Here is a 25,152-nt window from a genome sequence, read left to right as displayed (position 1 = left end):
GCAGATTTCAGGTCTGCCGGTTTAGCCATTCCTCGCGGCTGAGCGCCCAGGTCTGGGAGGGCAACCGGCCGCACACGTAATCGCTCTCGCCGGTCGCCACCAGGCGCATGCCTTCGCGCTCGGACAGCCGCTGCGAGGCGATGTTGGCCAGCGCCTTGGGCACCTCCATCAGCGGGCGCTGCAACACCTCGAACCAGTAGCGGTTGACCGCCACGCAGGCCTCGCTCATCAGGCCCTGGCGTTGCCAGCTTGGCGCTATCCAGAAGCCGCGGTTGTTGCCCGGCGTATCCATCAGGCTGACCACACCGATTACCCGCTCGGGCTCGGCCATGGGCCGTAGCGTCCAGTGCCATTCCTGGCCGGCAGCCATGGCGGGCAGGGCGACATCACGCAGGTAGCCCAGCGCGCCATCGGCCGGGTAGGGCCAGGGCACTTGGGCATTGAGGTAGCGCACCACCTCCCATTGGCCGAACAGCGGCTGGATCTGCTCGGCGTCTGCCAGTTGCAGGGGCTGCAACAGCAGGCGTGGCGTATGGAGGCTGGGGAGGGGCATTGGGGCAATCCATGGCGAGGCGGAGCGACCGATAGTGCCGGTCGCGGCCCCGTTTGTCATGCCGTGTCAGGCGCTCTGCAGCACGCGGGCCAGGTGTTCGCGGTAGCGCTGCACGTCACGCTCGACATCCGGGCGTTTCATCACGTCCACGCACAGGAAGGTCGGCAGGGCGCTCATGCCCAGGAACTGCTGGGACTTGTGGAAGGGGAAGTAGACCGCGTCTACGCCCTTGCCCTCGAAGAAATCACTGGGGTCGTCGAAGGCCTGCTGCGGCGCGTTCCAGGTCAGCGACAGCATGTACTGCTTGCCGTGGATCAGGCCGCCGCTGCCATATTTCTGCGAGGCGTCGGAGCGGGTACGGCCGTCGTTGGCGTAAAGGCTGCCATGGCCTTCGGTGAACACCTCGTCGATGTACTTCTTGACGATCCACGGCGCACCCATCCACCAGCCCGGCATCTGGTAGATCACCACATCGGCCCAGAGAATCTTCTGCACTTCCTCGGCGACGTCATAGCCGGCGTCGATCTCGGTGGTCTTGAATTCGCTACCGGCCTGGTCGAGAAACGCGGCGGCGGTTTCGTGCAGCGTGCGGTTAAGGCGGCCGTCGGAATGGGCGAATTGTTTGCCGCCGTTGAGGAGCAGGATCTTTTTCATGGGGCGTCTCCGTAACTGATTGAATGAACTTAGGTTACGGCTTCACGCGCAGGCGAAAAATGCCGGCAAGGGCAAATTACTTTTGCCTTGAATGCATGAATGCTCAGCTTTTACCTGCGGTACGGTGCAGCAGTATTCAACACGGAGATCCCCATGTACGGCTTCATTCTTCACGCCCATACCCGCCCGGAGCGGGCCGATGCCTTCGAGCAACTGTTTCGCGCTTATGTCGAGCCCAGCCGTGCCGAGTCTGGCTGCATCGAATACCACATGCTGCGCGATGCCAAGGATCCGACCCTGTTCATCTTCTTCGAGGTCTGGCAGTCCCGCGAGCACCTGGCGGTGCACACGGCGCTGCCGCACATGCGCGACTTTCACGAGCGGCGCATGGAGTACCTGAGTCGCGATTTCGATATCCGCGAAATCGAGATGCTCAGCTCTTCATCGTCCGGCGCGTAGACAGCGGCTTTACCCGGCGGCAGGGCTGGACATTCGTAGCGGCTGGCGCCATGGTCGCCTCTTTGGTCGATCGAGAGCGGCGCATGTCCAAACGCGTTCTGTTGTATGTGCTGTTGACGGTTTTGCCGGTGCCTGCCGCATTGGCCTGCGCGCCGGGTGAAACCCAGGTGTGCCTGGGTGGTTGCATTTGCGTGCCGGACCCTAACGGCGTGCTCGGGCCGATGCAGGAGCGCGCCGGCACCATCACCGCCGGCGCGCTGGAAGGCTGGATCCTGCGTTCGCGCGATTCGGCGGCGCGCCAGGGCACCCTGCCGATCCCGCCGCAGATTCGCCAGCAGCTGCTGCCGTTCTACGCCGCCGAACTGCTCGATGCGGTGCGTTACAAGGTGGGGGATCTGGACGAGCTGAGCGCCGCCCGAAACGTCATGCAGAACCCGGACATCCAGGCGGTCACCCTGATCGACATCATCGTCTTTCGCGATGCGCGGATGGCCGAGCAAGACGCCGCGCTGTGGGCCCATGAACTGCTCCATGTGCAACAGTATCGGGAGTGGGGCACGGCTGGCTTCGCGGCGCGCTACAGCCGCGACTTCAACGCCGTCGAGGCACCGGCCTACCGTCGCCAGGCCGAGATCGCGCGGCTGCTACGGGAGCAGGCCGGCCAGTGATGCGGCCTTAGGCGTGCGGCCTGCCGCGCAGTGCGATCATGCCGAGCACCAGCGCGGCGAGGTTCAACGTCAGCGGATTGAAGGCCTGGGTCAGCAGCGCTGGCGCGAAGATCGCCACATCCACCAGCAGCACCAGCAACGCAGCCTGCGCCACGTAGAGCGGCCAGCGCTGCCGGTGCAGCAGGACGATGAGCAGCCCCAGCAGCAATTCACCGGCACCCGCCATAGCCAGCAAACCGTGTGGCAGGCCGTGGGCATCGAGCAACTGCAGTTCGGTGGCGTCTCGCATCAGCAGCTTGGGCACCAGCCCGTGGTAGATGAAGATCGCGGCCACTGTCAGGCGCGCCAGACGGGCGTCAGTCATGCAGGAAACGCTCGCGGTCTTCTGGGCGTGGCACCTGGCAATAGTCGTGGCGACCGAACAGATGGTAGCGATTGCGGGCGATGGGATCGTACATCCAGTCGCGCAAGCGGCGTGGTATGACGCGTGCCACCGTCGCCCAGCGCCAGGGTGCCGGCAACTGGCCGAGGATGGCCAGAATGGCGTCGCTGCGTTGCAGGGCCTTGTCGCCTTCGACATACAGGAGCGTGTCGAAGCGATCCAGCGGCATGCCGAACCACGCCAGAATCGCCTGGCCCTGAGGCGACTGCACACTGCACAGCTTGAGTTTGCCGGCGCGGTCATGGCGAATCAGAAAGCGGCTCCAGCCGTTGCACAGCTTGCACACGCCATCGAACAGCACGACGCGATCACCGGCCTGCAGGTGGGGTGGGTAAGCCATGGATGTGCTCCGTGCCGAGGACGGGCTCAGGGTAACCCAGTTGGCGGATCAGTAATGCAGATCTTCACGTGCGTGGGAGCACTGTTTTACCAGCGCGTAGATCGATACGGCGAGCAGCAGGAGAATTGCCGCGATGCAGAACGAGAACACCAGGAAGTTCATGCGGCTGTTTTCGTAGATATCTCGCGGCAGGTAGAAGCGTGGCAGCAGCGCAGACTGCACGATCTCGATTTGCTGGCCCTCGCGGTAGGCCTGGGTAGACGGCGCCCGGCGCTGTTCGGCCGAGCCGCTGAGCTGAGTGCCGTTTGCAGCCTGGAAACTGTACTCGTAAAGCTCGACGCTGCTGTTGCCCTCGATGGCGGTCACGGCGGTGACCACGCCTTCTGCGCTGGTCGACCACAGTTTGATGACCGCGATGCTCGCGCCGCTCTGCGCCAGAAAGGCGATGAAGGCGAAGGCCGGGATCATCCAGATCGAAAGCGAGGACAGCGTGAACAGGAAGTCACGCTGCTCTTCCCTGGGGTAGTACACCATTTTCATTCCCTCGAAAGCATGGTTCGGTCCATCAGTGGGGGCGAGCCATCGCGCGCCCCGCGGGATGTCAGATGAGCTTCTGGCGTGCAGCTTCTTCCAAGGTGCTGCGGGTCAGCTGTACCAGCACGTTATCCGAGGATTCATTGAACGGTACGGCGAAGATCAGCAGCAATTGCATCCAGGTGGTGACGGTCTCGCTCTTCTCTACCGTTCCCAGCACCTTGCCGTCGGCGTCCTTGAACTGCGCTTGCAGGGTGAACTCGTTCTTGAAGCGGCCAGGGACGATGAAGAGCGTGAACCCGGTTATGAATGCGCTGGCCATGCTGCCGCGTTCATGATTGATCACACGCACGTTCACATAGACGTCCGAGCGCTCCTTGGCGGTGGTCACTGCACTGAAGCGCCCGCTGTCCTTGAACTCCTTAACCAGCAGCTTTTCCAGGTTGTCCTGATTGAAGCCACCGGCCCGGTTCTGGTCATTGAACAGGTAGCCGCTCTCTACCTTCAGTTGCGCGCTGGGTTTGGCTTCGGCGGGTGCTGCCAACGGCCACTGGCCAACCTCCGGCAGGCTGTGATTCGAGTAAGACGCACAACCTGTCAGCGTGAGCAGGGCGGTGGCGAGAATGGCGGTAAACAACTTTTTCATGAGCTACGTCCTTGTCAGGGTTTGGCGAGTTTGCCGGTGGCGTCTTGCAGCAATTGCTCGACCAACTGGTTCAACTGGTCGGCGCCGAGCGAAGGGTTGAAGTAATCGTTGTCCCACAGGCCGGTGTTCTGGTTGAGCTTGACGGCCTGCTCGCTACTGCTGAGCAGCTTGCCCTGGGCATCGGTGATCTGCAGGTTGCCGGCGACGTCGTACTTGTCGACATAGATCGGGCCGTTGACCCAGATCCACACGGTCAGCGTCAGCAGGGCGCCGGGAAAGTAGGCTGGGTGCGGTGTACGTTTGGCTTTCAGCGAGGTGAAGGTGAACTTGAGTGCTACGTCGTCCTTGCCGAGGGTGGCGGGAAAACTGATCACTTCCTCGAAGTACTCGCCACGCTCCACACGGCGAGCCAGCTGCGCGGTGAACTGGGCACTGAGCGTCTTGCGCAGGGCTTCACGTACTTTGGGGTCGGTAATCACCACGTCGTCGATCATCGCGGCGCGCGGTTGGGTCGATGTGGCTTTCTGCGCGGGGTCGCCGATCGGGCCGGCCGGTACCATGGACACGCAACCGGCCAGCATCAGCAATAGGGAAAGGGTGCCGAGATAAAGCAGCTTTTTCATGCTTCTTCCTTGAAAAACAGAGAGTTGAAACGCGGGCGTGCTCGCAGAGCGCGGCGCTCCCCCTTCAAGCGGGGCGCCATCTTAGGCATCGCGTAGAGACAAGGCCAGCGCTGATCAGATGGTTTTGTGAGGCAGTACCAATCCGTGGGGATGTTTCTGACGTAACTGTCTGTTTTCAAATTATTTTTTATCAAACTTCGCCCGTATGTTTCTGGTCTGTTCGAGTACGCGACTTTTCGCCGACGGCGAGCGGCAATTTTCCAGCGCAAAACCCCGATGACCGTGTGCCTACCTTCTATGCTTGATGGCAGATCGGCATCCAATTGCGCCGATGGTCGGCCCCTCAACAAATCGGCAGGGCAGCCGATGACCTTCCACATCGTTGCTTTTTGGAGAAAGAGCATGTTCGGTAGTCACCTCAAGAAAGAACTGCAGGCCAAGGATGCCGAACTGTCGCTGCTCCGACAGCTGTACAAAGGCATCGATAACGAGATGATCACGCTGACCATCGATCCCGATTTTCGAATCATCGAGGCCAACGCCAACTTCTCACGTTTCATCGGCCACGCCCCCGAGCAGTTGGCCAACCGGCCGATGAGCGACATCGTGCCGGCGTACGTGAAGAACCTGCCGTGCTTCAAGAAACTAAGCGAGGCGGTGCGTACCGGGCGTTCGGTCAGCGATCGCTACCGGTTCACCCGCGCCGATGGTGCCCTGGTGTGGATCCAGGCCTGCTGGCAGCCGGTTGTCGACGAAAGTGGCAAGGTGCGCCGCGCGCAGTGCTTCGGTACCGAGGTCACCGAAAGCATGAACCGTGCGCGGGAAAACGAGGATTTCATCAATGCCTTGCTGCGTTCCACGGCGGTGATCGAGTTCGATCTGGCTGGCAACGTACTGACTGCCAACGACCAGTTCCTGCACGGCATGGGCTACAGCCTGGATCGCATCAAGGGCAAGCACCACAGCATGTTCTGCGATTCCCAGGAAACCCATTCGCCCGAGTACAAGCAGTTCTGGGAGCGCCTCAATCGTGGCGAGTTCGTGGCAGGGCGCTTCAAGCGCATCGACAGCCACGGCCATGTGGTCTGGCTGGAGGCGACCTACAACCCGGTCCACGACACCCAGGACAAGCTCTACAAGGTGGTCAAGTTCGCCACCGTGATCACCGATCAGGTCAACCGCGAGGAAGAGGTCAACGATGCGGCGGGAATCGCCTATGGCATTTCCCAGCAGACCGACACCACCGCCCAGCGCGGCGCACAGGTGGTCACCGATACGGTGCAGACCATGCAGCGCATCTCCGAACAGATGGGCTCGGCCTCCGAAGGGATCGAGGCGCTGGGCAAGCAGTCGGTGCTGATCAGCACCATGGTGCAGACCATCGGCAGCATCGCCCAGCAGACCAACCTGCTGGCGCTCAACGCCGCGATCGAGGCAGCGCGTGCCGGCGAGCAGGGGCGGGGGTTTGCGGTGGTCGCCGATGAGGTTCGGCAGCTGGCCAGCCGCACCAGCAAGGCTACCGAGGAGATCGTTGGTGTAGTTCAGGAAAACCAGAAGCTGGTCGACACCACCGTGCGCGATATGGCCAGCAGCCGGCAGCAGGCGGAAGCCGGCCTGGAGCTGGCCAATCAGGCGGGCGAGGTGATCGTCGAGATTCGTCAGGGCGCCAAGCAGGTGCTCGGTGCGGTAGAGCGTTTTGCCAGCCAGTTGAAGTGAAGCCGGGGACGATGGCGAGCCATCTCGCCATTTTGATCACGCCATCGGCGGCAGCCGTCGTTTTACCGTGGTCTTCTTGACGATGGCGGTGTTGGTCAGGGCGTAGACGTTGATGTGATCGAGTATCTCGTCCAGCTGCTCCATCGAGCGCACGTGAAGGCGGGCGATGAAGCAGTCCTCGCCAGTGACCTTGTCGCATTCGGTGAATTGCGGCGTGGCCTGGATCTGCCGTTCCACCTCATGCAACTGGCCGGGTAGCGGGCGGATGCGCACGATCGCCTGCAGCTGGTAGCCGAAGGCGCGTGGGTCGATGTCCACGCCGTAGCCTTTCAACACCCCTTTATCTTCGAGCTTGCGCAGCCGCTCCGCCACGCTTGGCGAGGACAGGCCGCTGATCTGCGCCAGCGCTTTCAGCGAGCGACGCGAGTCTTCGGTCAGGGCGATGATCAGTTGCTGGTCGATTTCATCGATCATGTTGGCTCCAAAGGCAACTATGCGTTTTGGCCTTGATAGTAAAGCCGGATGGCTTCTTTTGCCTGCCTTTCGCCATGGAGCACTGCTGCGCCGATTGCCATAATTTGTGCCTCACTCAAGGAGCACGATGATGGACAAGCAGATTCATAGAGGCACGCTGGAAATGGTCGCCGCCATGCTCATTTCCGGCACCATCGGCTGGTTCGTTCTGCTCGCCGGCCTGCCGGTACTCGAGGTGGTGTTCTGGCGCTGCGTGTTCGGTGCGCTGACCCTGCTGGTGGTTTGCGCCATGCTGGGCTTTCTGCGCCCGGGTCTGCTCAGCCGCTATACGGCGATGCTGGCGGTGGTCAGCGGGGTGGCCATCGTCGGCAACTGGCTGCTGCTGTTCGCCTCCTATTCCCGCGCCTCGATCGCCATCGGCACCGCGGTCTACAACGTCCAGCCATTCATGCTGGTGATTCTGGCGGCGTTGTTTCTCGGCGAAAAACTCACTCTGCAGAAGCTCGCCTGGCTGTCGATCTCGTTTCTCGGCATGCTGGCCATCGTCAGCGCCCACGGCAGCGCCGGGCAGGGCGGCGGCGACTACCTGACGGGCATCGCCTTCGCCCTGGGCGCGGCCTTTCTGTACGCCGTGGCTGCACTGATCATCAAGAAGCTCAAGGGCGTTCCGCCGCACCTGATCGCGCTGATCCAGGTGAGCGTTGGCGTGCTGATGCTGGCGCCGCTGGCCGACTTCACCACGCTGCCTCTGGGCCAGCAGACCTGGTCGATCCTGCTCACCCTGGGCGTGGTGCATACCGGCGGCATGTACGTGCTGCTCTACGGCGCCATTCAGAAGCTGCCCACGGCGCTGACCGGCGCGCTGTCCTTCATCTACCCGATCGCGGCGATTGCCGTCGACTGGATCGCCTTCGACCACCAGCTCAGTGCGCTACAGTGGCTGGGCGTTGCGGCCATCCTGCTGGCGGCGGCGGGGATGCAGCAGGGGTGGAGTTTGCGCGCCTGGAGGTGGCGAAGCGTCAGCCAGTGAAGGCTGACGCTCGCGCCATCTGCCTCAGTGCGGCGCCTGGCGCCGCGCCGTTTTCAGCAGGTCTTCCGGGCTGATGTGACCGACTACCTGGGTGGCGGCGCTGCCGGGTTGGGGCAGGTCGAGGATGTGGCCCTTCATCTTGCCGATCACGTGCATCTCGCACGGCTTGCAATCGAACTTCAGGGTCAGCACTTCATCGCCATGTACCAGTTGCATCGGCGCGACCTTGGTCTTCACGCCAGTGACGCCCTTGGCCTGTTTGGGGCACAGGTTGAAGGAGAAGCGCAGGCAGTGCTTGGTGATCATCACCGGCACTTCGCCTTCTTCTTCGTGGGCCTCGTAGGCGGCGTCGATCAGTTGCACGCCGTGGCGGTGATAGAACTCGCGGGCCTTGTGGTTGTAGACGTTGGCCAGGAACGACAGGTGCGATTCCGGGTACACCGGCGGCGGGTTGCTCTCGGCCTTGCGCCCACCACGTGGGTGCGCGGCGACGCGGGCCGCGGTCAGCGCCTCGATGGCCTCGCGCCGCAGGCTTTTCAGCTGCGAGTTGGGCACGAAGAATGCCTGCGGTGCATCGAGGGCGACGCCTTGGGCGTGGTAGATGGTGGTGCCCAACTGGGTCAGCAGGTCACGCAGGCCATCGAGCGCCTGCTCTGGCTTGTTGGCCGCGCCGAAGGGGCCGTCCAAGCTGACGTTGGCGCTGATGCCTTCCTCGCTGGTGGCGGTCAGGCTGAGGCGCTCTTCGCGCAGCTCGGCTTTCCAGCTCACGCCGATGCGTCGTTCTGCCGAGGTCTTCTGCAACGCCTGCTGCCAGTTATGGTCGAGGTTGCGCGACAGCGGATGATTGGGGCGCAGACGGAACAGCCCTTCGGGCATCTCGTTGGGCTCGACGCGGTAGCGATAGCGCTTCTCGCCATCTTCCTCGAACTCGCCTTTCAGCTCGGCGATGTTGGCGCGGAAGCCGACGACCTCGCGTTTGACCAACACGTTGAGGCCATCGCCGTTGGACAGCGGTTCGAAGGTGACGGCGATCAGGTCGCGCTTGTTCACCTTCTCGACATGGCCGACGGAAAGCCCGGTGAAGGTCGGCGAGTCGAAGGCGCCGATGTCCACCTTGCGCTCGGTGACGAAGTAATCGGTGCTGCCGCGGTGGAAGGTCTTGTCCGGATCGGGCACGAAGAAGTGCGCGGTGTGGCCGCTGGAGGCGCGGGCCAGGTCCGGGCGGTCTTCGAGAATCGCGTCGAGCTCGCGGCGGTAGTGGGCGGTGATGTTCTTCACGTAGGCCACGTCCTTGTAGCGACCCTCGATCTTGAACGAGCGCACGCCGGCCTCGACCAGGGCGCGCAGGTTGGCGCTCTGGTTGTTGTCCTTCATGGACAGCAGGTGTTTCTCGTAGGCGATCACGCCGCCTTTTTCATCCTTGAGGGTGTAGGGCAGGCGGCACGCCTGGGAGCAGTCGCCGCGGTTGGCGCTGCGCCCGGTCTGGGCGTGGGAGATGTTGCATTGGCCGGAGAACGCCACGCACAGCGCGCCGTGAATGAAGAACTCGATGGCAGCATCGGTTTCATCGGCGATAGCGCGGATTTCCTGCAGGTTCAGCTCGCGGGCGAGCACCAGCTGGGAGAAGCCGGCCTGGTCGAGGAATTTTGCGCGGCCCAGGGTGCGGATGTCGGTCTGGGTGCTGGCATGCAGCTCGATCGGCGGAATGTCCAGGTCCAGCACGCCGAGATCCTGCACGATCAGCGCGTCCACGCCCGCGTCGTAGAGCTGGTGGATCAGCGTGCGCGCCGGCTCCAGCTCGTCGTCATGCAGGATGGTGTTGATGGTGGTGAAAATGCGTGCGTGATAGCGACGGGCGAACTCCACCAGCCTGGCGATATCGGCCACCTCGTTGCAGGCGTTGTGCCGGGCACCGAAGCTCGGGCCGCCGATATAAACGGCGTCGGCGCCATGCAGAATGGCCTCGCGAGCGATCTCGACATCGCGGGCAGGGCTGAGCAGTTCCAGATGGTTCTTGGGCAAGGACATGGTTTTTCTTTATAGGCAGCGAGGGGCTGCAGGCGCTGCAGCGTTCCTCTGGGGCACGGTTTGGCGCGCATTGTACCGGGCCATAGCCGCCTCGGCACCCGTGATGTGCCGGACGGCTGGTCAGGCTGTCGGCGGCCGGCCATCTGTGGGAAAGTAGCGGCCTTTTTTCGGAGGGCGTTTGCGATGGATAACAGAGGGCTCGAAAAACTCGATCAGTTGTTGCTCAAGTATGGCAACGACGACTCGATTCTTTCCGCCAGCGAACTGGACGGTTATTTCGCGGCCATCGTGTCCGGGCCTCGGCAGATCGATCCCGGCATCTGGTATCCGCACATCTGGGCCGAGCAGTTGCCCAAATGGGCCAATGACAAGGAAGGCGAGCGCTTCACCAAGCTGGCTGTCGAGCTGATGAGCGAAGCCGCCTACATGCTCGGCGAGGAGCCGGACGACTACGAGGCCATCTTCCTGGCCGACGACAATGGCCAGGGCGAGAAACTCATCGTCTCGCAGTGGTGCGCCGGTTATCTGCGCGGCGCCCAGGTGGCGGGCTGGATCGATGCCGAGCTGCCCGAGGCGCAGCAGACAGCACTGGCGAACATCACCCTGCACGGCAGCGAAGAGGGCGTGGATACGCTCAACGCCATGTCCGATGGGCAATACGACGCCTCGGTCGCCACCGTCGAGCCAGCGGCCCTGGCACTTTACGACTACTGGCAGCAGCACCTAGAACCGGTGCTGCCGGTTCGCCGCGACGAGGCGAAGGTTGGCCGTAACGACCCATGCACCTGTGGCAGTGGCAAGAAGTACAAGCAGTGCTGCATGAACGCGTGAGCGATATGTAGCCCGTATTGAGCGCTGCGATACCAGGGGAAGGAATGCTGCAAGGCGGGCCGCTCGGATGGGGCCCGCCGTGACGCCAGGTCAGTTCAACAGGTCGCCAAACGCCTTGTCCGCTTCCAGTACGGCGGGCAGCGCTTCGAACAGTTTGTTGAGGTCCACGCCTTCGAACAGCGGGCCTTCCAGATCCTGTTTGGCTGCATCGCTCAGCCCATGAGCCTCGAGGCTTTCCTCGACGTGAATAGCCTGCGCCACCAGGCGCGCATACTGGCCGTCGCCCGGCGCCTGGGTGGGTTTGTTCTGGTAGGCGATGGCGTTCTGGATCAGTGCCGGCAACTGCCAGCGGCGCGCCAGTTCGGCGCCGACTTCCGGGTAGCCGAAGCCCAGTTGCAGGGTTTCCTCGGCGGCCTGGGCCGCGGCCTCACGTTGCGGGTGGCGGTTGAGGCGGCGGGCGAAGTCCGGGGCGCCGGTCTGGATCAGCAGCTCACCGATGTTGTGCATCATGCCGCAGGTAAAGGCGGCATCCGAGTCGAGCTTCGACTGTTTGGCCAGGGTGCGGGCGATGCTCGCCACGCGGAAACTGCGCAGCCAGAATTTCTTCAGGTTGAAGCCGGTATCGACCTTGAAGGCGCCGGTCATGGCAGAAGCCAGTACCAGGGTGCGCAGGGTGTTGAAGCCCAGGCGCATGGCGGCATCCTCTACGCTGCTGGCATCGCGCGAGCCGCGAAAGCGCGCCGAATTGGCCAGGCGCAGCACCTTGGCGGCGATCACCGGGTCACGCTCGATATTGCGCGCCACGCTTTCCAGGCTGGTGGAGGGATTGTCGAACTGCTGGATCAGATCCTGGGCGACCTTCGGCACGGTGGGCAGGGTGTGCAATTCGGCAAACAGGCTGGCGATATCCATATGAAACTCCTGGGAACGATCCGGGGGACGATATGGAGTTTCAGCATAGTCGCGCTGATGACGCTTGCCAGGCCTCGAGCCTGCTTTTTCGCCGCGCCGGACCTCGCTTCGTCAGGAAAAAAGCCCGGTTTTTCAACGCCAACCCGTGATCAGCCGAGGGCGAGTGCCTCATCGCTGACCACTCGGTTGCGACCTGCACGTTTGGCCGCATAGGTGCGCTTGTCGGCCGCGTTCATTAGCTCGTCCAGGCGCTCGCCGTCCTGGCCCAGGTTGGCCACGCCGGCGCTGAGGGTCATCTGCATGGGCGTGCCATTGACCAACATCGGCGTGCTGGCCAGACGCTCGCGCAGCTCCTCGGCGATTGCGCTGGCCTGGGCGGCCGTGGTGTTGGGCAGCAGGGCAGCGAATTCCTCGCCGCCGAGCCGGCACAGCAGGTCGGTGGCGCGCAGGCGCTGGGACAGAACGCTGGCGAAATGGCGCAGCGCCTGGTCGCCGGTTTCATGGCCGAAGCGGTCGTTGATCTGCTTGAAGTGATCGATATCCAGGTAAACCAGGGCCAGCGGCGTGTCGTTGCGCTGGGCGTGGGCACGCTCGCGGGCGAAGATCTCGGTCAGCTTGGAGCGGTTCGCCAGGCCGGTGAGGTAATCGGTGCTGATCAGCTCCATCAGGCGCTTCTCGGTCTGCGCGCGGGTGTGTTCGTAGGTGTGCGAGAAGATGGTGATCGCCAGGGTCGCCATACCGATGTCGAGCAGAAAGCCCAGGCTGTCGCTGGGGTTCTTCTCGGCGTAATGCTGGGTGTACAGATACAGGCCCAGGCTGACGAACAGGATCGAGCCGATCAGCCCCAGGCGCAGGCCCAGCAGCAGGTAGAGAATGATCGGGATGGTCTGGATCCAGGCGAAGATGCCCACCGAGGTGTTCGGGTTGGCCAGGGTGGCCATCATCACGCCCAGAAAGGGAATCAGGTAGACGATGGTCAGGGCGCGCAGGTGGCGGGTGCGCTCGACCACCACCAGCATGTACAGCGACAGCAGCGTGTAGATGACCTCGATGCCCACCAGCAACCACAGCCCGCGGGTGGCGTTGAATACCGAAAACAGCACACCGAAGCACATGGTCACCCAGAGCAGAGTTTTGAACATCCTGCGCCGGGACTGATCACTGTGATCGACTGAAGCCAGCATTTGAAACGTCCTTCGGGCCACCTTGGCGCACGAGATTGCCAGCGCGTCCTGGCGATTGCGCCGTTTGGTTTGGGGGAGGAGATGAATATGCGGGCAATTTTGCCCGAAGCTGGCCCCGTGCTACTAGGGATATTTTGTAGTGCACGGGCAGTGCGCCGGCATTGCGCCGACGCAACCTTGCGATCATGCCGGATTGGCCGGGCATGATCGGCGTTTTTCACACCAGGTTAGCGCCCCGGGCGTTCACGAAGATCGAGTAGATCGCATGGCTGCTGGCCATGAACAGGCGGTTGCCTTTCTCGCCGCCGAAGCACAGGTTGGCGCAGCGCTCAGGCAGTGAGATATGGCCGATGGCCTTGCCTTCGCTATTGAACACCCGCACCCCGTCGAGCTTTTCCGGCTCGCTTTCTGGTGTGCCGTTGCTGCCCCAGCCGCACCAGAGGTTGCCGAACTCATCGCATTTGATGCCGTCCAGCGCGCCGGTGTCGGTGGCTTCGATGTGCTTGCGGCGTTGGCCGAGGGTGCCGTCGTCGTTCACCGCATAGGCCCAGACCAGGCGGTTGGGCTTGGCGCGCCCTTCGACGATGTACAGGGTCTTTTCGTCCGGCGAAAAGCACAGGCCGTTGGGGCCACCCAGGTCGTCGGCCACGCGGGTGACCTGGCCGGTTTCGCCATCGATGCGGTAGACGCCATGGGGCAACTCGGGCTCGATCTTGTAGCCCTCGTAGAAATTGCCGGTCTGGAAGGGCGGGTCGGTGAACCACACCGAGCCGTCACGCTTGACCACCACGTCGTTCGGCGAGTTGAAGCGCTTGCCCTCGAATTTGTCGGCCAGCACGGTGATGCGCCCGTCGTGTTCGGTGCGGGTGATGCGCCGCCCCAGCTCCTGGGTGGTGGAACCTTCACAGGCGATCAGCCGGCCCTGGGTGTCGCGCACCAGGCCGTTAGCGTAGTTGGAGGGCTGGCGATAGACGGCGAGCGACTGGCTGATCTCGTCCCAACGCATGATGCGGTTGTTGGGGATATCGCTGACCAGCAGGTAACGGCCATCACCGAACCATACCGGGCCTTCTGCCCAGCGCAGGCCGTCGGCGAGTTTTTCCACGCTGGCGTTGAACAGGCGCAGTTGCAGGAAGCTGTCATCGAGCACCTGCACGGCGCTGTCAGGGTAGCGCAGGCCGAGCGGCTGGGCGGCGCCCGCCAATTGTGGCAGCAGCGAGCCGGCGCTGGCGGCAGCGGCGGAGCAGATCAGCGAGTGCTTGAGGAAGCGGCGGCGCGAGCTTCCAGTTGGCTGGTTGTCGTTCATGTCATGTCCCTTCTTGTCTTTGTCGGGCCGAAACGGCCTGAACAAGCTACAAGATGTACGATGACTGCGAAAGATTTATCGCGACGGAATAACGGCGTCGCCGAGATTGATTTCTATCTCGTTGATATTTAGCTGTTTTACTTGGAGTTGTCTTGGGGTGCATGGCGGGGGCGAGATTGGTTGTCTGATGACGTGATAATCGGCCACCGCGACAGCGATGGCCGATCACTGAAAGAAGTCAGGCGAACACGAAGTACTTGCGCACCGTCTCGACCACTTCCCAGGTGCCTTTCATGCCCGGCTCGACGACGAAGATATCGCCGGCCTTGAGGTGGATCGGTGCCATGCCGTCCGGGGTGATGATGCAGTAGCCTTCCTGAAAGTGGCAGTACTCCCACTTCACGTATTCGACCCGCCATTTACCGGGCGTGCAGATCCAGGTGCCCATGATCTTGCTGCCGTCGTCGCTGGTGTAGGCGTTGAGGTTGACCGTGTGCGGCTCGCCCTCGATGCGCTCCCACTTGCAGGCATCGACCACGGGCATGGGCTGGGTGTCGCGCAGAACGGTAATCGGTTTGTTGGCCATGAACGGCTCCTGATGTTGGACGAAAGTGGTTCACCTTAGGCGGCGTTTGAATCGCTCAGTTGTCTGGGGTCGACATGGGCGTGCGTATTCGCGCTGCCTGGTCATGCCGCAAGAGCGGGGCGGGCGCGCAGGGTGATGCCGGCATGCACCACCAGCGTGGCGATCACCAGCGCGCCGCCGTACAGCGTGGCTCGGGCTGGTTCCTCACTCAGGAAGTACCAGACCCACAAGGTGCCCAGCACGCTTTCCAGCAGGTAGAACAGCGCCACCTCGGCGGATGGCAGGTAGCGCGTCGCGCTGTTGATCAGCAAGGTGGCCACTGGCATCTGCATCAGCCCCATGATGCCCAGCGCCAGGTAGCTGGCCGGGTCCAGGCCCAGGGGCTGCGCCTTGGGCAGGGCGATCAGCGCGGCCACCAGCCCGCCAAGGGCGATCAGCGGCATGCGGGCAAGGCTGGAATGGCGGCGCAGCAAGGTGAGGTTGGCGCCCAGCGCCGCCGAGGACAGCAGCGCGTAACCGTTGCCCAGCAGGTCGCTGGCGCTGAAGGAGCCGGCGAACACCAGCACGATGCCCAACGTCGCCACGCCGATCGCCAGCCAGGTGCGCACGGCCACCGCCTCGTGCAGGAAGAAGCGCGTGAACAAGGCTGCGAACAGCGGCGCGGTACTGAGGATGACCACCACATTGGCCACCGTGGTTTGAATGATCGCCAGCACGAAAAAGATCGAGATCAAGGCCAGCAGTACAGCCGATATGGCGCTCGGCAGCGGTTTGGCCAGCAGGCTCGCCCGGCTGCGGGCCGACAGCGAGAAGGCGCTCAGGGCGATGAACATCAGCAACCCGCGCCAGAACACGATGCTCCAGCCATCGGCCTGCACCAGGCGCACCAGCAGGCCATCGAAACTGAGCAGCACGATACCGCTGGTAACCAGCAGCAGGCCGCGCGCCGAGTCGTTCATCGCGGCTTTCCTTGTTGTTATGGATTGCCCCGATGATTGCTCCAAATTGGTGCGTCATCCTGCCCAGATACGCCGCTTGGGAAGGCGTTTACGACCTGGCGGCCGGCCGTTTCGAGGCCAGCGTGGGCAGGCCATGGGCGACGCCAGGTTTAGTGGGCCGGCCCGGAACTTGTAATTTTGTCGTTCACTCCAATGTATCGCTCAAGCGACGCCAGACGCCGCCTGGCACCTTGAACAGGGACGTGCATTTCTCCATGGCTCAAGCGAGGCACCCATGAATTCCGAAGAGCAAACCCTGATCGATGGCCTGTTCACCCGCCTGCAAGAAGCCGAGCACGAGGGCGGGCTGCGCGATAGCGAGGCCGAGGCGCAGATCAAGAACCATCTGGCCCGGCAGCCTGCAGCGCCGTACTACATGGCCCAGGCGCTGTTGATTCAGGAAGCGGCCATCAAGCGCCTGGACCAGCGCGTGCGTGAACTGGAAGCCCAGGCGACTGACGCGCAGCGCCAGCGCGCGGGCAGCGGCGGCTTTCTTTCCGGGTTGTTCGGTGGCGGGCAGCCGGCCAGCGCGCCGCAGCCGAGCCAGCGCCCGGCTGGCTGGGGTGAAACACGCTTTTCCCAGAATGCCCCAGCCGCACCTGCAGCGCCCGCGGCCATGCCCGGCGCGGCGCCGGCAGCCCAGGGTGGTGGCTTCATGCGCGGCGCGCTGCAGACGGCGGCGGGCGTGGCCGGCGGGGTGATGGTGGCGGATCTGCTCACCAACATGTTCCATCACAACCAGCCCCAGGAAATCGTCGAAGTCATCCGCGAAGACGCGCCCATGCAGGACAGTTTCGCCAATGACGCCCCTTACGCGGGCAACAGCGACATGAGCAACGACATCGATACCGATGCCTTCGACAGCTCGGATTTCTTCGACGACGACAGCATGTTCAGTTAGCCCGCCAGCGGTTCGGCGTTGGCGGTGCGATCGACCAGCCGAATACTGTCGCGCCCGCCGCGTTTGGACTGATACAGCGCCACGTCGCCCTGTTCGATCAGCGCTGCCAGGCTGGCAGGCGGCTGGTCGAACAGACTGGCGCCGATGCTCAGGGTCACCGCTTCGGGAGTGGCGAACGTCTGCGCGGTGGTGCTCTGAAATTGCTGGCGCAGCAGGTCACCGAGGCTGGTGATACGCGCTGGTGACGCATCCCTGAGCAGAATCACGAACTCGTCACCGCCCAGCCGTGCCGCCAGCGAGCCCTCAGGCAGCACCCGGCGAATCATCTCGCCAAGTGCGATCAATAGCTTGTCGCCAGCGGTATGGCCGTGCAGGTCGTTGACCTGTTTGAAGTTGTCGATATCGATCAGCAGCAGCGCGCCAGGGTGCTTCGGCGAAACCCCGTCGAGCAGTTTGGGCGCTCGCGCTTCCAGGGCGCGGCGGTTGTACATGGCGGTCAGCGGGTCGCGGGCGGCCAGGCGTTCGATACGTTTCTCCCGGCGATAACGCACGGTCCCGGTCATCGACAGGGCGATCAGCATCAGCGCCATCACGCCCTCCACCAGCGAGATCTGGATGATCTCGCCGCGAAATGCCGCGAGGTCGATCAGCGTGCCCGGCACCAGTACCGGAAAGGTCTTGGCGACGTAGAACAGCCCGTGGCCCAGCAGTACGAAGCGCAACTGGGCAGCGCCGGCGCCCAGGGATTTACCGCGAGGGCGCAGCAGGAAACTGGCCCTGATGGTGATCAGCGCGATCAGCAGCGAATTGACCACGAGCATGATCTTCGACCACTCCGGCCCTTCCGGCAGCAGTAGCATCGCGAACCAGACCACGGCCACCAGGACCCAGGCCAGCGACAGCCGCGTTTCGGTAAAGCGCGCCACCCCGGCGAAGAACAGCCAGTGCGAGGTTATCAGCAGGCCGTTGGCGAACCAGATACCGATCAGCAGCAGGCCGCTGCTGCGCAGCAAGGCAAGGGTGCAGCCTACGCTGATCAATGCAAAACCGGCGCTCCAGAACAGCAGCGAAGGCTCGCGTACGGTTTGCCATTCGATGGCCATATACAACGCGGCCGCCAACGCCAGGGCGATGGTGATCGTCAGTATGGTTAGGGGGTCGAACGCCATGGTCTGCTGGGCCTGCGGGTAGAAGAATCGAGAGCGAGCTGCGCCGCTGGATTCGAGCGGCGGCGATCGTGTGTTTGAGCGTAGCCGTCATGGGCGAAACCGGGTGGCTGGCAGGCTTTTCCCGAGCCATGAATACCCACCCGTTCAGTCCTGCAACCACGGGTTCAGCTGTGTTTCGGCCTGACCGTCAGGCTGACCAGGCGGGTGACCACCAGGCCGATGTACATGACCCCGGCGAATTGCTCGAGCATCACCAGAGCGCGGGCGAAGGGCCGCAGCGGAATGATGTCGCTCAGGCCGACGCCCGACAGGGTGGTGAAACTCAGGAACAGCAGCTCCACCCAGGTGCGCTGCGCCTCGGGGTTGATCGCCGCCGTGAAGCTGCCGGGGCTGAGCAACTGGCATACATGAAACGCATGGGCGAAGGCCCAGGCCAGCAGCGTGAAGGTGGCGCCGACGGCGAACAGCTCGTCGGTGCTCGCGCGCTGGTCTTCCATCATGTAGGCGATCAGGCCGCCGGCTGCGTAGAAATAGAAGCTCGACTCCAGCGCCGCGAGGAGGATCGACAGCGCGGTGTTGTACTCGAACTCCAGGGCCACGGTCAGCATCAGGATGCACGCAGCCTGGGTGAAGGCGATCCACTGGATGGTCGGGCTGCTGCGCACCATGCGCAACGACATTGCCAGCACCACGATGCCAAAGGCGCCGACGATGGCCCGCCCCTCGGACAGGCGTTCCATGAACGGGTAGAGCACGATGCCCAGCAACTGCACGAACAGCAGGCTGGCGGACGGGTAGCGGAGCAGGTAGGTGTGAGCCTTGGGCATCGGAGTCGACCGGGCGAGGGGAGGTGTGCAGCGGGGCGCCATTTTGCCGGGCAGTCTAATGGATCGCCAGCGCCGCGTAAGCTGCCGTTCGCCGTCTGGCAGGCTGCATGGCGTTTCGCGCGGGGCGGCCATCAGCCGGGCTTATCCGCCCGCGGCCTGCTGCAGCCGCACAGCGAATAGTGGCAGCGCCACGCGGGTTTTCGGCTATGATCCGCCACCCTCGAAAACACCCCGTCATGGTCAGGTTCCGATGCCCGTCAATGCCCTCTATACGGACCTGTCCGATTACTACGACCTGATGTGCGCCGATATCGACTATCAGGCGCAAAGCCACGCCGTGCAGCGCCTGCAGCAGTTGTTCGGCAACGGCTGCACGCAGCATCTGGACCTGGCCTGTGGCACCGGGCCCCACGTGCGGCATTTTCTCGATGCCGGCTTTCGGAGCAGCGGGCTGGACATCAACCAGCCGATGCTCGACAAGGCCGCCATCCGCTGCCCCGAAGCGCACTTCGCGGTACAGGACATGTGCGCGTTCAGCGTCGACGAACCGGTCGACCTGATCACCTGCTTTCTTTATTCCATCCACTACAGCGCCAGCATCGAGCGCCTCGCCGCCTGCATCGCCAGCGTGCACCGCGCCCTGCAGCCCGGCGGGCTGTTCTGTTTCAATGCGGTCGACCGCACCCGCATCGACAATCGCCTGTTCGCCTCGCACACCGTGCAGGTCGAAGCGGGGCGCTTCACCTTCAGCTCTGGCTGGCACTACATCGGGACGGGGGAACGGCAGGCGCTGCGCTTACGCATCGAAAAGATCACGGGCGATGAAACCCTGACCTGGCACGACGAACACCCCATGGTCGCGGTCAGCTTCGCTGAGCTGCAGGCGCTGCTCGAGCCGCACTTCGAGGTGCACGTGCTCGAGCACGACTATCAGAAAATCCTGCCGATCAGCGAGAACGCCGGCAACGCGCTGTTCGTCTGCGTGAAGCGCTGATACCTCTTGCAGGGATGGTCAGGTTTTCCCTGCCAGCCACTTGTCCGGAAACCACCGCGCCCGCAAGGCTCTAGGCCAATGCGGGCACGGTGGTTCGGCCGGTCGGCAGTTACCACAAATCGATCAAACCGCAGCGACTGCCTTGGCTGGTGGCTGAGTGCGACGCCCCAGTGCACCAGCCCCAGCAGCTACCAGACCAGATATGATCAAGGTGATCAGTACGATCCATGCGCCTTGGGAAACGCGTTTGGCGGCCACTTCTGCTGCTTCACGAGCTTTTTGCTCGGCCTGTGCCTTGAGCTCTTGATACTTGGTATAGGCCTCGCGGTAGCTGGCCTCAGCCTGATCGACGATCTGATTGGCCTCGGCGTCCGTCTTGTTTCCACGCGCTTTGATCAAGTTGACCAGGGCTTCACGATCAGCCGCGTCCCACACCTGATCGCCTTTGTCCTTGATACGGTCTAGCAAACCGCTCAGTTGCTCGTCAGCCTGTTGTGGATTTTCCACGCTGCGTCGTGCGGTTTCCTGCGCATCCTGCTGGGTGGCCTGGGCGTCCTCACTAAGGTTTTCCGGATCCAGTTCAGCCTTGCCGGTCTGGCGCATGGCTTTTTCGAGTTCGCCCTGAATGTCGTCCAGATTGAAATCGATCCCTTGTTCGCGCAGCTCTTCCTGAATCTTGCCGCCTAGCGCCGGCGCCACCTGAGCGATGCCGCTACCCAAGGCCGAAATCCCGCTGCCAGCCAGATTCATGCCGCCGCGCACCACACCGGTAATGGCGTTGGACAGCAGGTAGACGGTGATCAGCGATACGCTCGCCCATACCAGCAGGCCGTGAAAGGCGCCCTCGCGTTGTGCCAGGCGGCCAGCTGCCCAGCCACCTACCGATAGCGAAATTACCGAGCTGATCACCACCCAGGCGGCTGCGCCAAAACCCATGCCCGCAGTAGGATTGGTTTCTTGAAGCGGGTCGATGCTGGCGCTTTCGATGGCGGTGCCCAGCACGCTGAGCAGCAGGGAAACCATCATGGCAAGCACTACGCCGGCGAGTACCGCACTCCAGGAAATGCGTTTGAGCAGCGGTGCTGCTGCAGTTACGTTGTGGGGAGCTGGGTCGGTGTAGCTGGTTGGAGCACTACGATCATTGCGAGTCATGTTGGCAGTCCCGTTATGGAATGGCGATACGAGCCCATCGCTCGTAATCCACATGACCGAGGCGGCGCTGATAAAGTTTTGACTCTCCTTTTGCGACTTGTGTCTCGTTATGCGCCAGCCCCATGGATGGCCCGTAGCAGCCGAGATACTTCTGGCGGGTTGTCGTGTTGCCGACCATTGGAGCTCACAGTGGGTATTCGCTTCGCGCGCCATTGACCTTGCTTGTCGCCGTTATCCAAGCTTTCGGCGTAGGCCTGCAGCGCCGGCTACCTGGCCAGCGCTGCAGCGCTGTCAGCCGCTGCGCTTTTCACCTTGGCCGACAACACGGCGGCCTGGATCGCCGCCAGGCTGCGCTTGGCCGCTGGCGATTCGAACACCGCACTTTCGGCCAGCGTGTAAAGGCGCTCGCCGTTGTGCAGGGTGAATTCCACGAACGCCAGATGCTCGGTCCATGAGCGATAGCGCCGCACCATGAACAGGCTGTGCTTGGTGGTGACGGCGCGTACGCTGCTCAGCGGTATCTGCCGGTGATTGCTTTCGCTGGCAATGACCAGTTCATCGTTGTGAATAGAGGCCGGCCCGGCCTTGTTCAGGCGGCGCCATTCCACAGCGAACCGCCAGCCCATCAGCAACAAACAGCCGCCGACCAGCAGCAGTTCGGGCAGCCGCATGGCCGATGCCTTGAACAGCACCAGGCCGCCAATCGCCATCAGAATCGCCAGGGTGATGGCGCGGTAGAAATACACGCTGTGAAAGTCGGGGAAGGTCAGAAAGCGGATGTCCATAGGCGCATTCTCGTCCAGAGGTCTGACTACTGGGTGTTCCCAGGGCCGTGGGCGCATAGCATTGAAAGGCTTTGCGCCGACTTCCTGCCCATAACTGCTCGGCAATCTCGGCAGGTTATGGCATCTGTTCGTCATGCTGCGTGATCCGGCACGCAAATCGGTAGCGTCCCCGACTATGTGATCAGTGCAGCGTCGGCGTAAGCCTTTCAGCAACCAGCTGACGAGCCTGATGGGCGAGCTGATCCAGGTGATAGTCACGCTGTTTCTCGGCCTCGCTCATGGCCTTCTTGCCATGCTGCTTGAGCAGGTAGGCGTGGATCTGTCGCACTTCGGTGGACTGAAACACCGGCGCCAGGTCCTGCACGGCCACCAGGCCATCGGAGCGCTGGTCGCGGGTGTTCATCAGCACCTGTGGCCCTTGGGCGGCGAGCACCTGCAGGCCCATGGCCTCGAAGGTCGGCACCTTGCCGGCGACGCAGGCCAGCTCCAGATGAGGATGCCGCTCGGTGATGCGCTGCAGCATGGCGCGAGCGATACCGCGACGGCGGTGGCTGGCGGCCACGGCCATGTAGGCGAGGGTGCAGGCCTCGGCGTCGTCCTGGCTGGGCAGGTACAGGGCGAAACCCAGCACCACGACCGGGTCCTGATCGTCCAGGGCCAGCAGCAACTGTGTCGGGCTATCGGCTTCGCCATTCATGGCCTGCAGATACAGGTGCACCTCGTAGCCGATCACGTACTGGTACAGCTGGAACAGCGGGTTGCTGGGCGTCAGCGGCACTGGGCTGATATCGCTGAAGTAGTCCACCACCATCTGCAGCACCTGGGCTTTGAGGGACTCGGGTGGCGGGGCGTCGAGGTGGGTGAGGGTGAACATCGGGCGGGCTCTTGATAAAACGGCGGGCGGCATTGTAACCCGTGGGGCCGACGGGCGTTGGCGCCGAGGGCCTATGGGGGTGCCGTCTCGGGTAACATGGCGCCGCATCGAGCATTGATTCAGAAGGGCCTTATGGCAGCGTCGAAACGAAAATATGCAGGTATCGAGCGCGAGTTGATTCGCACCCTGACCGACGCCTGCGAGACGGCCAAGAGCGAAATCGTCGGTTTCCAGTGGCTCACCCACGACGTCGATTACCAGCGCTTTCCCGAGAGCCTGCTGGTTACCTGGATGTTCGACAGCGAAGCCAACAGAGCGCGGGCTTTAGCAGGCGCGGAAAAGGCCAGGATGCTGGCGTTGACCCTGGCCGCGTTCGAGGCAGTAGGCATCAGCGTGGCCCGCATCAATGAGCACGTGGCGTTTTCGGTCGAGCAGCCGGCAAGGGGCAAACGTGGCCAAGGACATTGAAAATCCCTGCGTGTCGCTGTGTCAGCTCAACAGCGAAATGTGCGTCAGCTGTGGGCGCACGCGGGAGGAAATCCGCAAGTGGCGAGGCATGAAGCGGCCGGAGAAGATGGCCACGGTGCAGAAGGCTGCGGCGCGGATGAAGGCGATTGCCAAGAAGAAGGGCAAAGGGCAGAAGTCCGAGTGATCGTTCCACGCTCCGCGTAGGGGCGCGGTCACGTAGGGTGGATCGGGGCGCGTAGCCGACGCTCTTTTCATCCACCATAGCGATATAACGTCGAACCCCTTACTCACCATAATTTCTGTCCGACCGCTCGGGCTCTACACACCAGCCAGCGGGATAGACGCCCATCGCCACTGCACGGTGAAAACTCGAATACGGCCAATCCGCCAGCTGCTCGACATAGCCATGTTTTAGTGGATTGATGTGGATGTAATCGAAGTGCTGCTGGTAATCCCGTTCATCCCGGATCAGATGTTCCCAATAGCGTCGTTGCCAGATACCACGCTCGCCGCGGCGCTGCTGATTATCTGTGCGAGTCTCGGTGACGGGGAGGCGTTTGGCGAAGGCGAACTTGATGACCTTCCAGCGCAGGGTGAAGCCGGCATCGCCTGGCGGTAGCGTCCACATACAATGCATATGGTCGGGCAGCACCACCCAGGCGTCGATATGAAAGGGATGCCGAGCCCGTGTTGCGCGCACGGTCTCGCGCAGCAGATCTATCTCGCGGATCAGCAGATCGCTGCGGCGATCTTGCAGGTTGACGGTGAAGAAGTAGGTAGCGCCGGGAACGCGGGCACGGCGGTAATTGGGCATGGCGGTTCATTCTTGAACGTCGTGTAGCTTGAACCATGGTGGACAAGCTTCGCGTTGTCCACCCTACAAGCTTGCACGGCCCGAACCCGCACGTTAGAGCCATTGCCTTGTTTGGTTTCTACACGCTCCTTTAAGATGGCCGGCCCTTGCAAGGCAGGAAACACCATGTGGTTCACGAAGAAAGAAACGCTCAGTGACGAGCAGGCGACGGCGCTCAATGAGCAGGCATGGGCGGCGTTTCGCGAGCAGGATCTGGACACCGCGCTGGAGCATTTCCAGACCCTTGCCAAGGCGTGTCCTGCCGACCCGCGCTGGATGAACGGCGTTGGCGCGGTGAGCCTGGCACGTGAAGATCGCGCCGGCGCCCGTCGACACTTCCAGATGGCCGCTGCTCACGATTATCCCGGCAGCCACTACAACCTCGGCATCATGGCCTATCAGGAAGATGACCTCGACGCCGCCCGCCGGCACTTCCAGAAAGCTGCCGAGCACGATTATCCGGGCAGCCATTACAACCTTGGCACCATGGCCTTCCAGGAAGGCGATCATGATGCTGCCCGCCATTATTTCCAGCAGGCCGCCAAGTACGATTGCCCCCGCAGCCACTTCTACCTTGGCAGCATGGCCTACCAGGACGGCGATCACGATACCGCCGTCGAGCACCTCGACAACGCCGTGCGCCACGATCATGCGGAAGCGTTGAATCTGCTCGGTGATATTCACCTGCACGCCGAGCGCTACCCGCAGGCCGAGCAGGCCTACCGGCGCGCCGCTGAACTGGGGCATGTCGACGGCTACAACAATCTCGGCCTGTTGTATCTGCAGCTCGAGGACTACCAGCAGGCCAAGCAGGCGCTGTTGCAGGCCCTGCAATCCGACCACGTCTACGCCCAGCACAATCTGGCGGTGGCCTATCATCGTCTGGGCGAGCTGGAGGCGGCCGAGCGCTGGTATCTGATTTCCTTCTCGCAGCACGGCAACCTGCAGTCGCTGGAGAACCTTGGGCATGTGTATTGCGACAGTGGGCAGGAAGTCGAGGGGCGGGCGCTGGTCGCGGCCTCAGACAAGCTCTATGAGGATCAGCCTCTTAATGATTATGAGCAGGCATTGATTGATCGTTTGTTAGCCTGAAGCACTGTGACCTCGCGGAGATCTTCAGCGGCTTTTTTATAAAGGTGCTGCGG

31 protein-coding genes and 1 pseudogene are annotated in these 25,152 nt (G+C 62.8%); 11 read left to right on the top strand and 21 right to left on the bottom strand.

The features are described from left to right. Window positions 1–7: 7 nt before the first annotated feature. Both BVH06_RS04930 and BVH06_RS04925 read right to left on the bottom strand, forming a co-directional pair. A complete protein-coding gene (locus tag BVH06_RS04930) occupies window positions 8–553 on the bottom strand; it encodes a GNAT family N-acetyltransferase (RefSeq protein WP_075933401.1) in 546 nt (181 codons plus the stop codon). A gap of 66 nt (window positions 554–619) precedes the next feature. Further along, window positions 620–1,207: an NAD(P)H-dependent oxidoreductase gene (locus BVH06_RS04925; protein ID WP_075933400.1), complete on the bottom strand. Its 588-nt coding sequence runs from the start codon at window positions 1,205–1,207 to the stop codon at window positions 620–622. 153 nt (window positions 1,208–1,360) lie between these two features. On the opposite strand from BVH06_RS04925, the gene BVH06_RS04920 reads away from it, so the two are divergent. Then, on the top strand, window positions 1,361–1,666 hold the full coding sequence (locus BVH06_RS04920; protein WP_075933454.1) for a putative quinol monooxygenase: 306 nt from the start codon (window positions 1,361–1,363) through the stop codon (window positions 1,664–1,666). An 83-nt stretch (window positions 1,667–1,749) separates the two neighbouring features. Then, the gene (locus tag BVH06_RS04915; protein ID WP_075933399.1) at window positions 1,750–2,334 is read left to right on the top strand and encodes a DUF4157 domain-containing protein; all 585 of its coding nucleotides are present in this window, start codon (window positions 1,750–1,752) and stop codon (window positions 2,332–2,334) included. Window positions 2,335–2,341: 7 nt separating this feature from the next. Here BVH06_RS04915 and BVH06_RS04910 read toward each other — a convergent pair whose 3' ends face one another. The 6 genes from BVH06_RS04910 to BVH06_RS25700 all read right to left on the bottom strand — a co-directional run bounded on the left by BVH06_RS04910 (window position 2,342) and on the right by BVH06_RS25700 (window position 5,323). Next, complete coding sequence (locus tag BVH06_RS04910; protein ID WP_075931883.1) at window positions 2,342–2,698, bottom strand: DoxX-like family protein; 357 nt, start codon at window positions 2,696–2,698, stop codon at window positions 2,342–2,344. Continuing rightward, window positions 2,691–3,116 (bottom strand): thiol-disulfide oxidoreductase DCC family protein, encoded by a 426-nt coding sequence (locus tag BVH06_RS04905; protein ID WP_075933398.1) that lies wholly within the window; start codon window positions 3,114–3,116, stop codon window positions 2,691–2,693. The genes BVH06_RS04910 and BVH06_RS04905 overlap by 8 nt, the downstream gene beginning before the upstream one ends. A gap of 48 nt (window positions 3,117–3,164) precedes the next feature. Next, a complete protein-coding gene (locus tag BVH06_RS04900; RefSeq protein ID WP_075931881.1) occupies window positions 3,165–3,650 on the bottom strand; it encodes a hypothetical protein in 486 nt (161 codons plus the stop codon). 67 nt (window positions 3,651–3,717) lie between these two features. Then, complete coding sequence (locus BVH06_RS04895; protein WP_075931880.1) at window positions 3,718–4,296, bottom strand: hypothetical protein; 579 nt, start codon at window positions 4,294–4,296, stop codon at window positions 3,718–3,720. 14 nt (window positions 4,297–4,310) lie between these two features. Then, a complete protein-coding gene (locus BVH06_RS04890) occupies window positions 4,311–4,919 on the bottom strand; it encodes a hypothetical protein (protein WP_075933397.1) in 609 nt (202 codons plus the stop codon). After that, window positions 4,916–5,323: a hypothetical protein gene (locus BVH06_RS25700; protein ID WP_168172885.1), complete on the bottom strand. Its 408-nt coding sequence runs from the start codon at window positions 5,321–5,323 to the stop codon at window positions 4,916–4,918. Before BVH06_RS25700 ends, BVH06_RS04890 begins: the two co-directional genes overlap by 4 nt. Between BVH06_RS25700 and BVH06_RS26225 the strand changes: the two are divergent. Then, a pseudogene (locus BVH06_RS26225) lies at window positions 5,217–6,098 on the top strand (PAS domain-containing protein); the annotation flags it as partial. The gene BVH06_RS25700 and the pseudogene BVH06_RS26225 overlap by 107 nt on opposite strands. After that, entirely contained in the window at window positions 6,078–6,635 is a 558-nt protein-coding gene (locus BVH06_RS26220; protein ID WP_371915266.1) for a methyl-accepting chemotaxis protein, read from the top strand. The pseudogene BVH06_RS26225 and the gene BVH06_RS26220, both read left to right, overlap by 21 nt. Window positions 6,636–6,671: 36 nt before the next feature. Here BVH06_RS26220 and BVH06_RS04880 read toward each other — a convergent pair whose 3' ends face one another. Continuing rightward, entirely contained in the window at window positions 6,672–7,109 is a 438-nt protein-coding gene (locus BVH06_RS04880; RefSeq protein ID WP_075933396.1) for an Lrp/AsnC family transcriptional regulator, read from the bottom strand. A 130-nt stretch (window positions 7,110–7,239) separates the two neighbouring features. Between BVH06_RS04880 and BVH06_RS04875 the strand changes: the two genes are divergently transcribed. Then, window positions 7,240–8,139 carry a DMT family transporter gene (locus BVH06_RS04875; protein ID WP_075933395.1) on the top strand — a complete coding sequence of 300 codons (900 nt, stop codon included), beginning with the start codon at window positions 7,240–7,242 and terminating at the stop codon, window positions 8,137–8,139. Window positions 8,140–8,163: 24 nt separating this feature from the next. Here the strand turns inward: BVH06_RS04875 and BVH06_RS04870 are convergent, their stop codons facing one another. Further along, window positions 8,164–10,167: a U32 family peptidase gene (locus BVH06_RS04870; protein ID WP_075933394.1), complete on the bottom strand. Its 2,004-nt coding sequence runs from the start codon at window positions 10,165–10,167 to the stop codon at window positions 8,164–8,166. Window positions 10,168–10,350: 183 nt separating this feature from the next. Between BVH06_RS04870 and BVH06_RS04865 the strand changes: the two genes are divergently transcribed. After that, on the top strand, window positions 10,351–10,998 hold the full coding sequence (locus tag BVH06_RS04865; protein ID WP_075931874.1) for a YecA family protein: 648 nt from the start codon (window positions 10,351–10,353) through the stop codon (window positions 10,996–10,998). Between the two features lie 90 nt (window positions 10,999–11,088). Here BVH06_RS04865 and BVH06_RS04860 read toward each other — a convergent pair whose 3' ends face one another. The 5 genes from BVH06_RS04860 to BVH06_RS04840 all read right to left on the bottom strand — a co-directional run bounded on the left by BVH06_RS04860 (window position 11,089) and on the right by BVH06_RS04840 (window position 15,945). Further along, window positions 11,089–11,910 carry an HDOD domain-containing protein gene (locus BVH06_RS04860; protein WP_075933393.1) on the bottom strand — a complete coding sequence of 274 codons (822 nt, stop codon included), beginning with the start codon at window positions 11,908–11,910 and terminating at the stop codon, window positions 11,089–11,091. Between the two features lie 149 nt (window positions 11,911–12,059). After that, window positions 12,060–13,094 carry a GGDEF domain-containing protein gene (locus tag BVH06_RS04855; RefSeq protein ID WP_075933392.1) on the bottom strand — a complete coding sequence of 345 codons (1,035 nt, stop codon included), beginning with the start codon at window positions 13,092–13,094 and terminating at the stop codon, window positions 12,060–12,062. Window positions 13,095–13,311: 217 nt separating this feature from the next. Then, window positions 13,312–14,400 (bottom strand): SMP-30/gluconolactonase/LRE family protein, encoded by a 1,089-nt coding sequence (locus tag BVH06_RS04850; protein WP_075933391.1) that lies wholly within the window; start codon window positions 14,398–14,400, stop codon window positions 13,312–13,314. A gap of 238 nt (window positions 14,401–14,638) precedes the next feature. Then, window positions 14,639–14,986: a cupin domain-containing protein gene (locus tag BVH06_RS04845; protein WP_070886495.1), complete on the bottom strand. Its 348-nt coding sequence runs from the start codon at window positions 14,984–14,986 to the stop codon at window positions 14,639–14,641. Window positions 14,987–15,087: 101 nt separating this feature from the next. Then, complete coding sequence (locus BVH06_RS04840) at window positions 15,088–15,945, bottom strand: DMT family transporter (RefSeq protein WP_075931871.1); 858 nt, start codon at window positions 15,943–15,945, stop codon at window positions 15,088–15,090. A gap of 274 nt (window positions 15,946–16,219) precedes the next feature. Between BVH06_RS04840 and BVH06_RS04835 the strand changes: the two genes are divergently transcribed. Then, a complete protein-coding gene (locus BVH06_RS04835) occupies window positions 16,220–16,885 on the top strand; it encodes a DUF2076 domain-containing protein (RefSeq protein WP_075933390.1) in 666 nt (221 codons plus the stop codon). On the opposite strand, the gene BVH06_RS04830 is transcribed toward BVH06_RS04835, so the two are convergent. Both BVH06_RS04830 and BVH06_RS04825 read right to left on the bottom strand, forming a co-directional pair. Beyond that, complete coding sequence (locus BVH06_RS04830; RefSeq protein WP_075931869.1) at window positions 16,882–18,054, bottom strand: GGDEF domain-containing protein; 1,173 nt, start codon at window positions 18,052–18,054, stop codon at window positions 16,882–16,884. The two genes, BVH06_RS04835 and BVH06_RS04830, sit on opposite strands and share 4 nt — an antisense overlap. Window positions 18,055–18,218: 164 nt before the next feature. Beyond that, window positions 18,219–18,881 (bottom strand): ion channel, encoded by a 663-nt coding sequence (locus tag BVH06_RS04825; protein ID WP_075931868.1) that lies wholly within the window; start codon window positions 18,879–18,881, stop codon window positions 18,219–18,221. 250 nt (window positions 18,882–19,131) lie between these two features. Between BVH06_RS04825 and BVH06_RS04820 the strand changes: the two genes are divergently transcribed. Continuing rightward, complete coding sequence (locus tag BVH06_RS04820; RefSeq protein WP_075933389.1) at window positions 19,132–19,875, top strand: class I SAM-dependent methyltransferase; 744 nt, start codon at window positions 19,132–19,134, stop codon at window positions 19,873–19,875. A 123-nt stretch (window positions 19,876–19,998) separates the two neighbouring features. Here the strand turns inward: BVH06_RS04820 and BVH06_RS04815 are convergent, their stop codons facing one another. The 3 genes from BVH06_RS04815 to BVH06_RS04805 form a co-directional block, all read right to left on the bottom strand. Continuing rightward, window positions 19,999–21,027, bottom strand: a complete 1,029-nt coding sequence (locus tag BVH06_RS04815) for a hypothetical protein (RefSeq protein ID WP_075933453.1) — start codon at window positions 21,025–21,027, stop codon at window positions 19,999–20,001. Between the two features lie 266 nt (window positions 21,028–21,293). After that, window positions 21,294–21,812, bottom strand: coding sequence for a hypothetical protein (locus BVH06_RS04810; protein ID WP_075933388.1), 519 nt, complete (start codon window positions 21,810–21,812; stop codon window positions 21,294–21,296). 181 nt (window positions 21,813–21,993) lie between these two features. Further along, window positions 21,994–22,686 (bottom strand): GNAT family N-acetyltransferase, encoded by a 693-nt coding sequence (locus BVH06_RS04805; protein WP_075933387.1) that lies wholly within the window; start codon window positions 22,684–22,686, stop codon window positions 21,994–21,996. Between the two features lie 132 nt (window positions 22,687–22,818). Here BVH06_RS04805 and BVH06_RS04800 point away from each other — a divergent pair, with 132 nt between their 5' ends. After that, window positions 22,819–23,154, top strand: a complete 336-nt coding sequence (locus BVH06_RS04800; RefSeq protein WP_075931864.1) for a hypothetical protein — start codon at window positions 22,819–22,821, stop codon at window positions 23,152–23,154. Then, the gene (locus tag BVH06_RS04795) at window positions 23,138–23,338 is read left to right on the top strand and encodes a DUF1289 domain-containing protein (protein ID WP_027911249.1); all 201 of its coding nucleotides are present in this window, start codon (window positions 23,138–23,140) and stop codon (window positions 23,336–23,338) included. The genes BVH06_RS04800 and BVH06_RS04795 overlap by 17 nt, the downstream gene beginning before the upstream one ends. A 99-nt stretch (window positions 23,339–23,437) precedes the next feature. On the opposite strand, the gene BVH06_RS04790 is transcribed toward BVH06_RS04795, so the two are convergent. After that, on the bottom strand, window positions 23,438–23,968 hold the full coding sequence (locus BVH06_RS04790) for a transposase (RefSeq protein WP_075931863.1): 531 nt from the start codon (window positions 23,966–23,968) through the stop codon (window positions 23,438–23,440). A 165-nt stretch (window positions 23,969–24,133) separates the two neighbouring features. Between BVH06_RS04790 and BVH06_RS04785 the strand changes: the two genes are divergently transcribed. Further along, complete coding sequence (locus tag BVH06_RS04785) at window positions 24,134–25,099, top strand: lipopolysaccharide assembly protein LapB (RefSeq protein ID WP_075933386.1); 966 nt, start codon at window positions 24,134–24,136, stop codon at window positions 25,097–25,099. Window positions 25,100–25,152: the final 53 nt, after the last annotated feature.

It is taken from the genome of Pseudomonas sp. PA27(2017), assembly GCF_001945445.1.
Taxonomy (GTDB): Bacteria; Pseudomonadota; Gammaproteobacteria; order Pseudomonadales; family Pseudomonadaceae; genus Aquipseudomonas.
Note: the sequence above shows the minus strand (reverse complement) of the source record. Positions and strands in the feature narration are given on the sequence as shown.

Coding starts and splice junctions, on each gene's coding strand:
- BVH06_RS25700 (WP_168172885.1), bottom strand. CDS start 5,323: ATGCTCTTTCTCCAAAAAGCAACGATGTGGAAGGTCATCGGCTGCCCT.
- BVH06_RS04920 (WP_075933454.1), top strand. CDS start 1,361: ATGTACGGCTTCATTCTTCACGCCCATACCCGCCCGGAGCGGGCCGAT.
- BVH06_RS04930 (WP_075933401.1), bottom strand. CDS start 553: ATGCCCCTCCCCAGCCTCCATACGCCACGCCTGCTGTTGCAGCCCCTG.
- BVH06_RS04785 (WP_075933386.1), top strand. CDS start 24,134: ATGTGGTTCACGAAGAAAGAAACGCTCAGTGACGAGCAGGCGACGGCG.
- BVH06_RS04880 (WP_075933396.1), bottom strand. CDS start 7,109: ATGATCGATGAAATCGACCAGCAACTGATCATCGCCCTGACCGAAGAC.
- BVH06_RS04840 (WP_075931871.1), bottom strand. CDS start 15,945: ATGAACGACTCGGCGCGCGGCCTGCTGCTGGTTACCAGCGGTATCGTG.
- BVH06_RS04825 (WP_075931868.1), bottom strand. CDS start 18,881: ATGCCCAAGGCTCACACCTACCTGCTCCGCTACCCGTCCGCCAGCCTG.
- BVH06_RS04800 (WP_075931864.1), top strand. CDS start 22,819: ATGGCAGCGTCGAAACGAAAATATGCAGGTATCGAGCGCGAGTTGATT.
- BVH06_RS04895 (WP_075931880.1), bottom strand. CDS start 4,296: ATGAAAAAGTTGTTTACCGCCATTCTCGCCACCGCCCTGCTCACGCTG.
- BVH06_RS04830 (WP_075931869.1), bottom strand. CDS start 18,054: ATGGCGTTCGACCCCCTAACCATACTGACGATCACCATCGCCCTGGCG.
- BVH06_RS04875 (WP_075933395.1), top strand. CDS start 7,240: ATGGACAAGCAGATTCATAGAGGCACGCTGGAAATGGTCGCCGCCATG.
- BVH06_RS04900 (WP_075931881.1), bottom strand. CDS start 3,650: ATGGTGTACTACCCCAGGGAAGAGCAGCGTGACTTCCTGTTCACGCTG.
- BVH06_RS04890 (WP_075933397.1), bottom strand. CDS start 4,919: ATGAAAAAGCTGCTTTATCTCGGCACCCTTTCCCTATTGCTGATGCTG.
- BVH06_RS04860 (WP_075933393.1), bottom strand. CDS start 11,910: ATGGATATCGCCAGCCTGTTTGCCGAATTGCACACCCTGCCCACCGTG.
- BVH06_RS04835 (WP_075933390.1), top strand. CDS start 16,220: ATGAATTCCGAAGAGCAAACCCTGATCGATGGCCTGTTCACCCGCCTG.
- BVH06_RS04865 (WP_075931874.1), top strand. CDS start 10,351: ATGGATAACAGAGGGCTCGAAAAACTCGATCAGTTGTTGCTCAAGTAT.
- BVH06_RS04790 (WP_075931863.1), bottom strand. CDS start 23,968: ATGCCCAATTACCGCCGTGCCCGCGTTCCCGGCGCTACCTACTTCTTC.
- BVH06_RS04855 (WP_075933392.1), bottom strand. CDS start 13,094: ATGCTGGCTTCAGTCGATCACAGTGATCAGTCCCGGCGCAGGATGTTC.
- BVH06_RS04810 (WP_075933388.1), bottom strand. CDS start 21,812: ATGGACATCCGCTTTCTGACCTTCCCCGACTTTCACAGCGTGTATTTC.
- BVH06_RS04805 (WP_075933387.1), bottom strand. CDS start 22,686: ATGTTCACCCTCACCCACCTCGACGCCCCGCCACCCGAGTCCCTCAAA.
- BVH06_RS04905 (WP_075933398.1), bottom strand. CDS start 3,116: ATGGCTTACCCACCCCACCTGCAGGCCGGTGATCGCGTCGTGCTGTTC.
- BVH06_RS04870 (WP_075933394.1), bottom strand. CDS start 10,167: ATGTCCTTGCCCAAGAACCATCTGGAACTGCTCAGCCCTGCCCGCGAT.
- BVH06_RS04845 (WP_070886495.1), bottom strand. CDS start 14,986: ATGGCCAACAAACCGATTACCGTTCTGCGCGACACCCAGCCCATGCCC.
- BVH06_RS04915 (WP_075933399.1), top strand. CDS start 1,750: ATGTCCAAACGCGTTCTGTTGTATGTGCTGTTGACGGTTTTGCCGGTG.
- BVH06_RS04815 (WP_075933453.1), bottom strand. CDS start 21,027: ATGACTCGCAATGATCGTAGTGCTCCAACCAGCTACACCGACCCAGCT.
- BVH06_RS04820 (WP_075933389.1), top strand. CDS start 19,132: ATGCCCGTCAATGCCCTCTATACGGACCTGTCCGATTACTACGACCTG.
- BVH06_RS04910 (WP_075931883.1), bottom strand. CDS start 2,698: ATGACTGACGCCCGTCTGGCGCGCCTGACAGTGGCCGCGATCTTCATC.
- BVH06_RS04850 (WP_075933391.1), bottom strand. CDS start 14,400: ATGAACGACAACCAGCCAACTGGAAGCTCGCGCCGCCGCTTCCTCAAG.
- BVH06_RS04925 (WP_075933400.1), bottom strand. CDS start 1,207: ATGAAAAAGATCCTGCTCCTCAACGGCGGCAAACAATTCGCCCATTCC.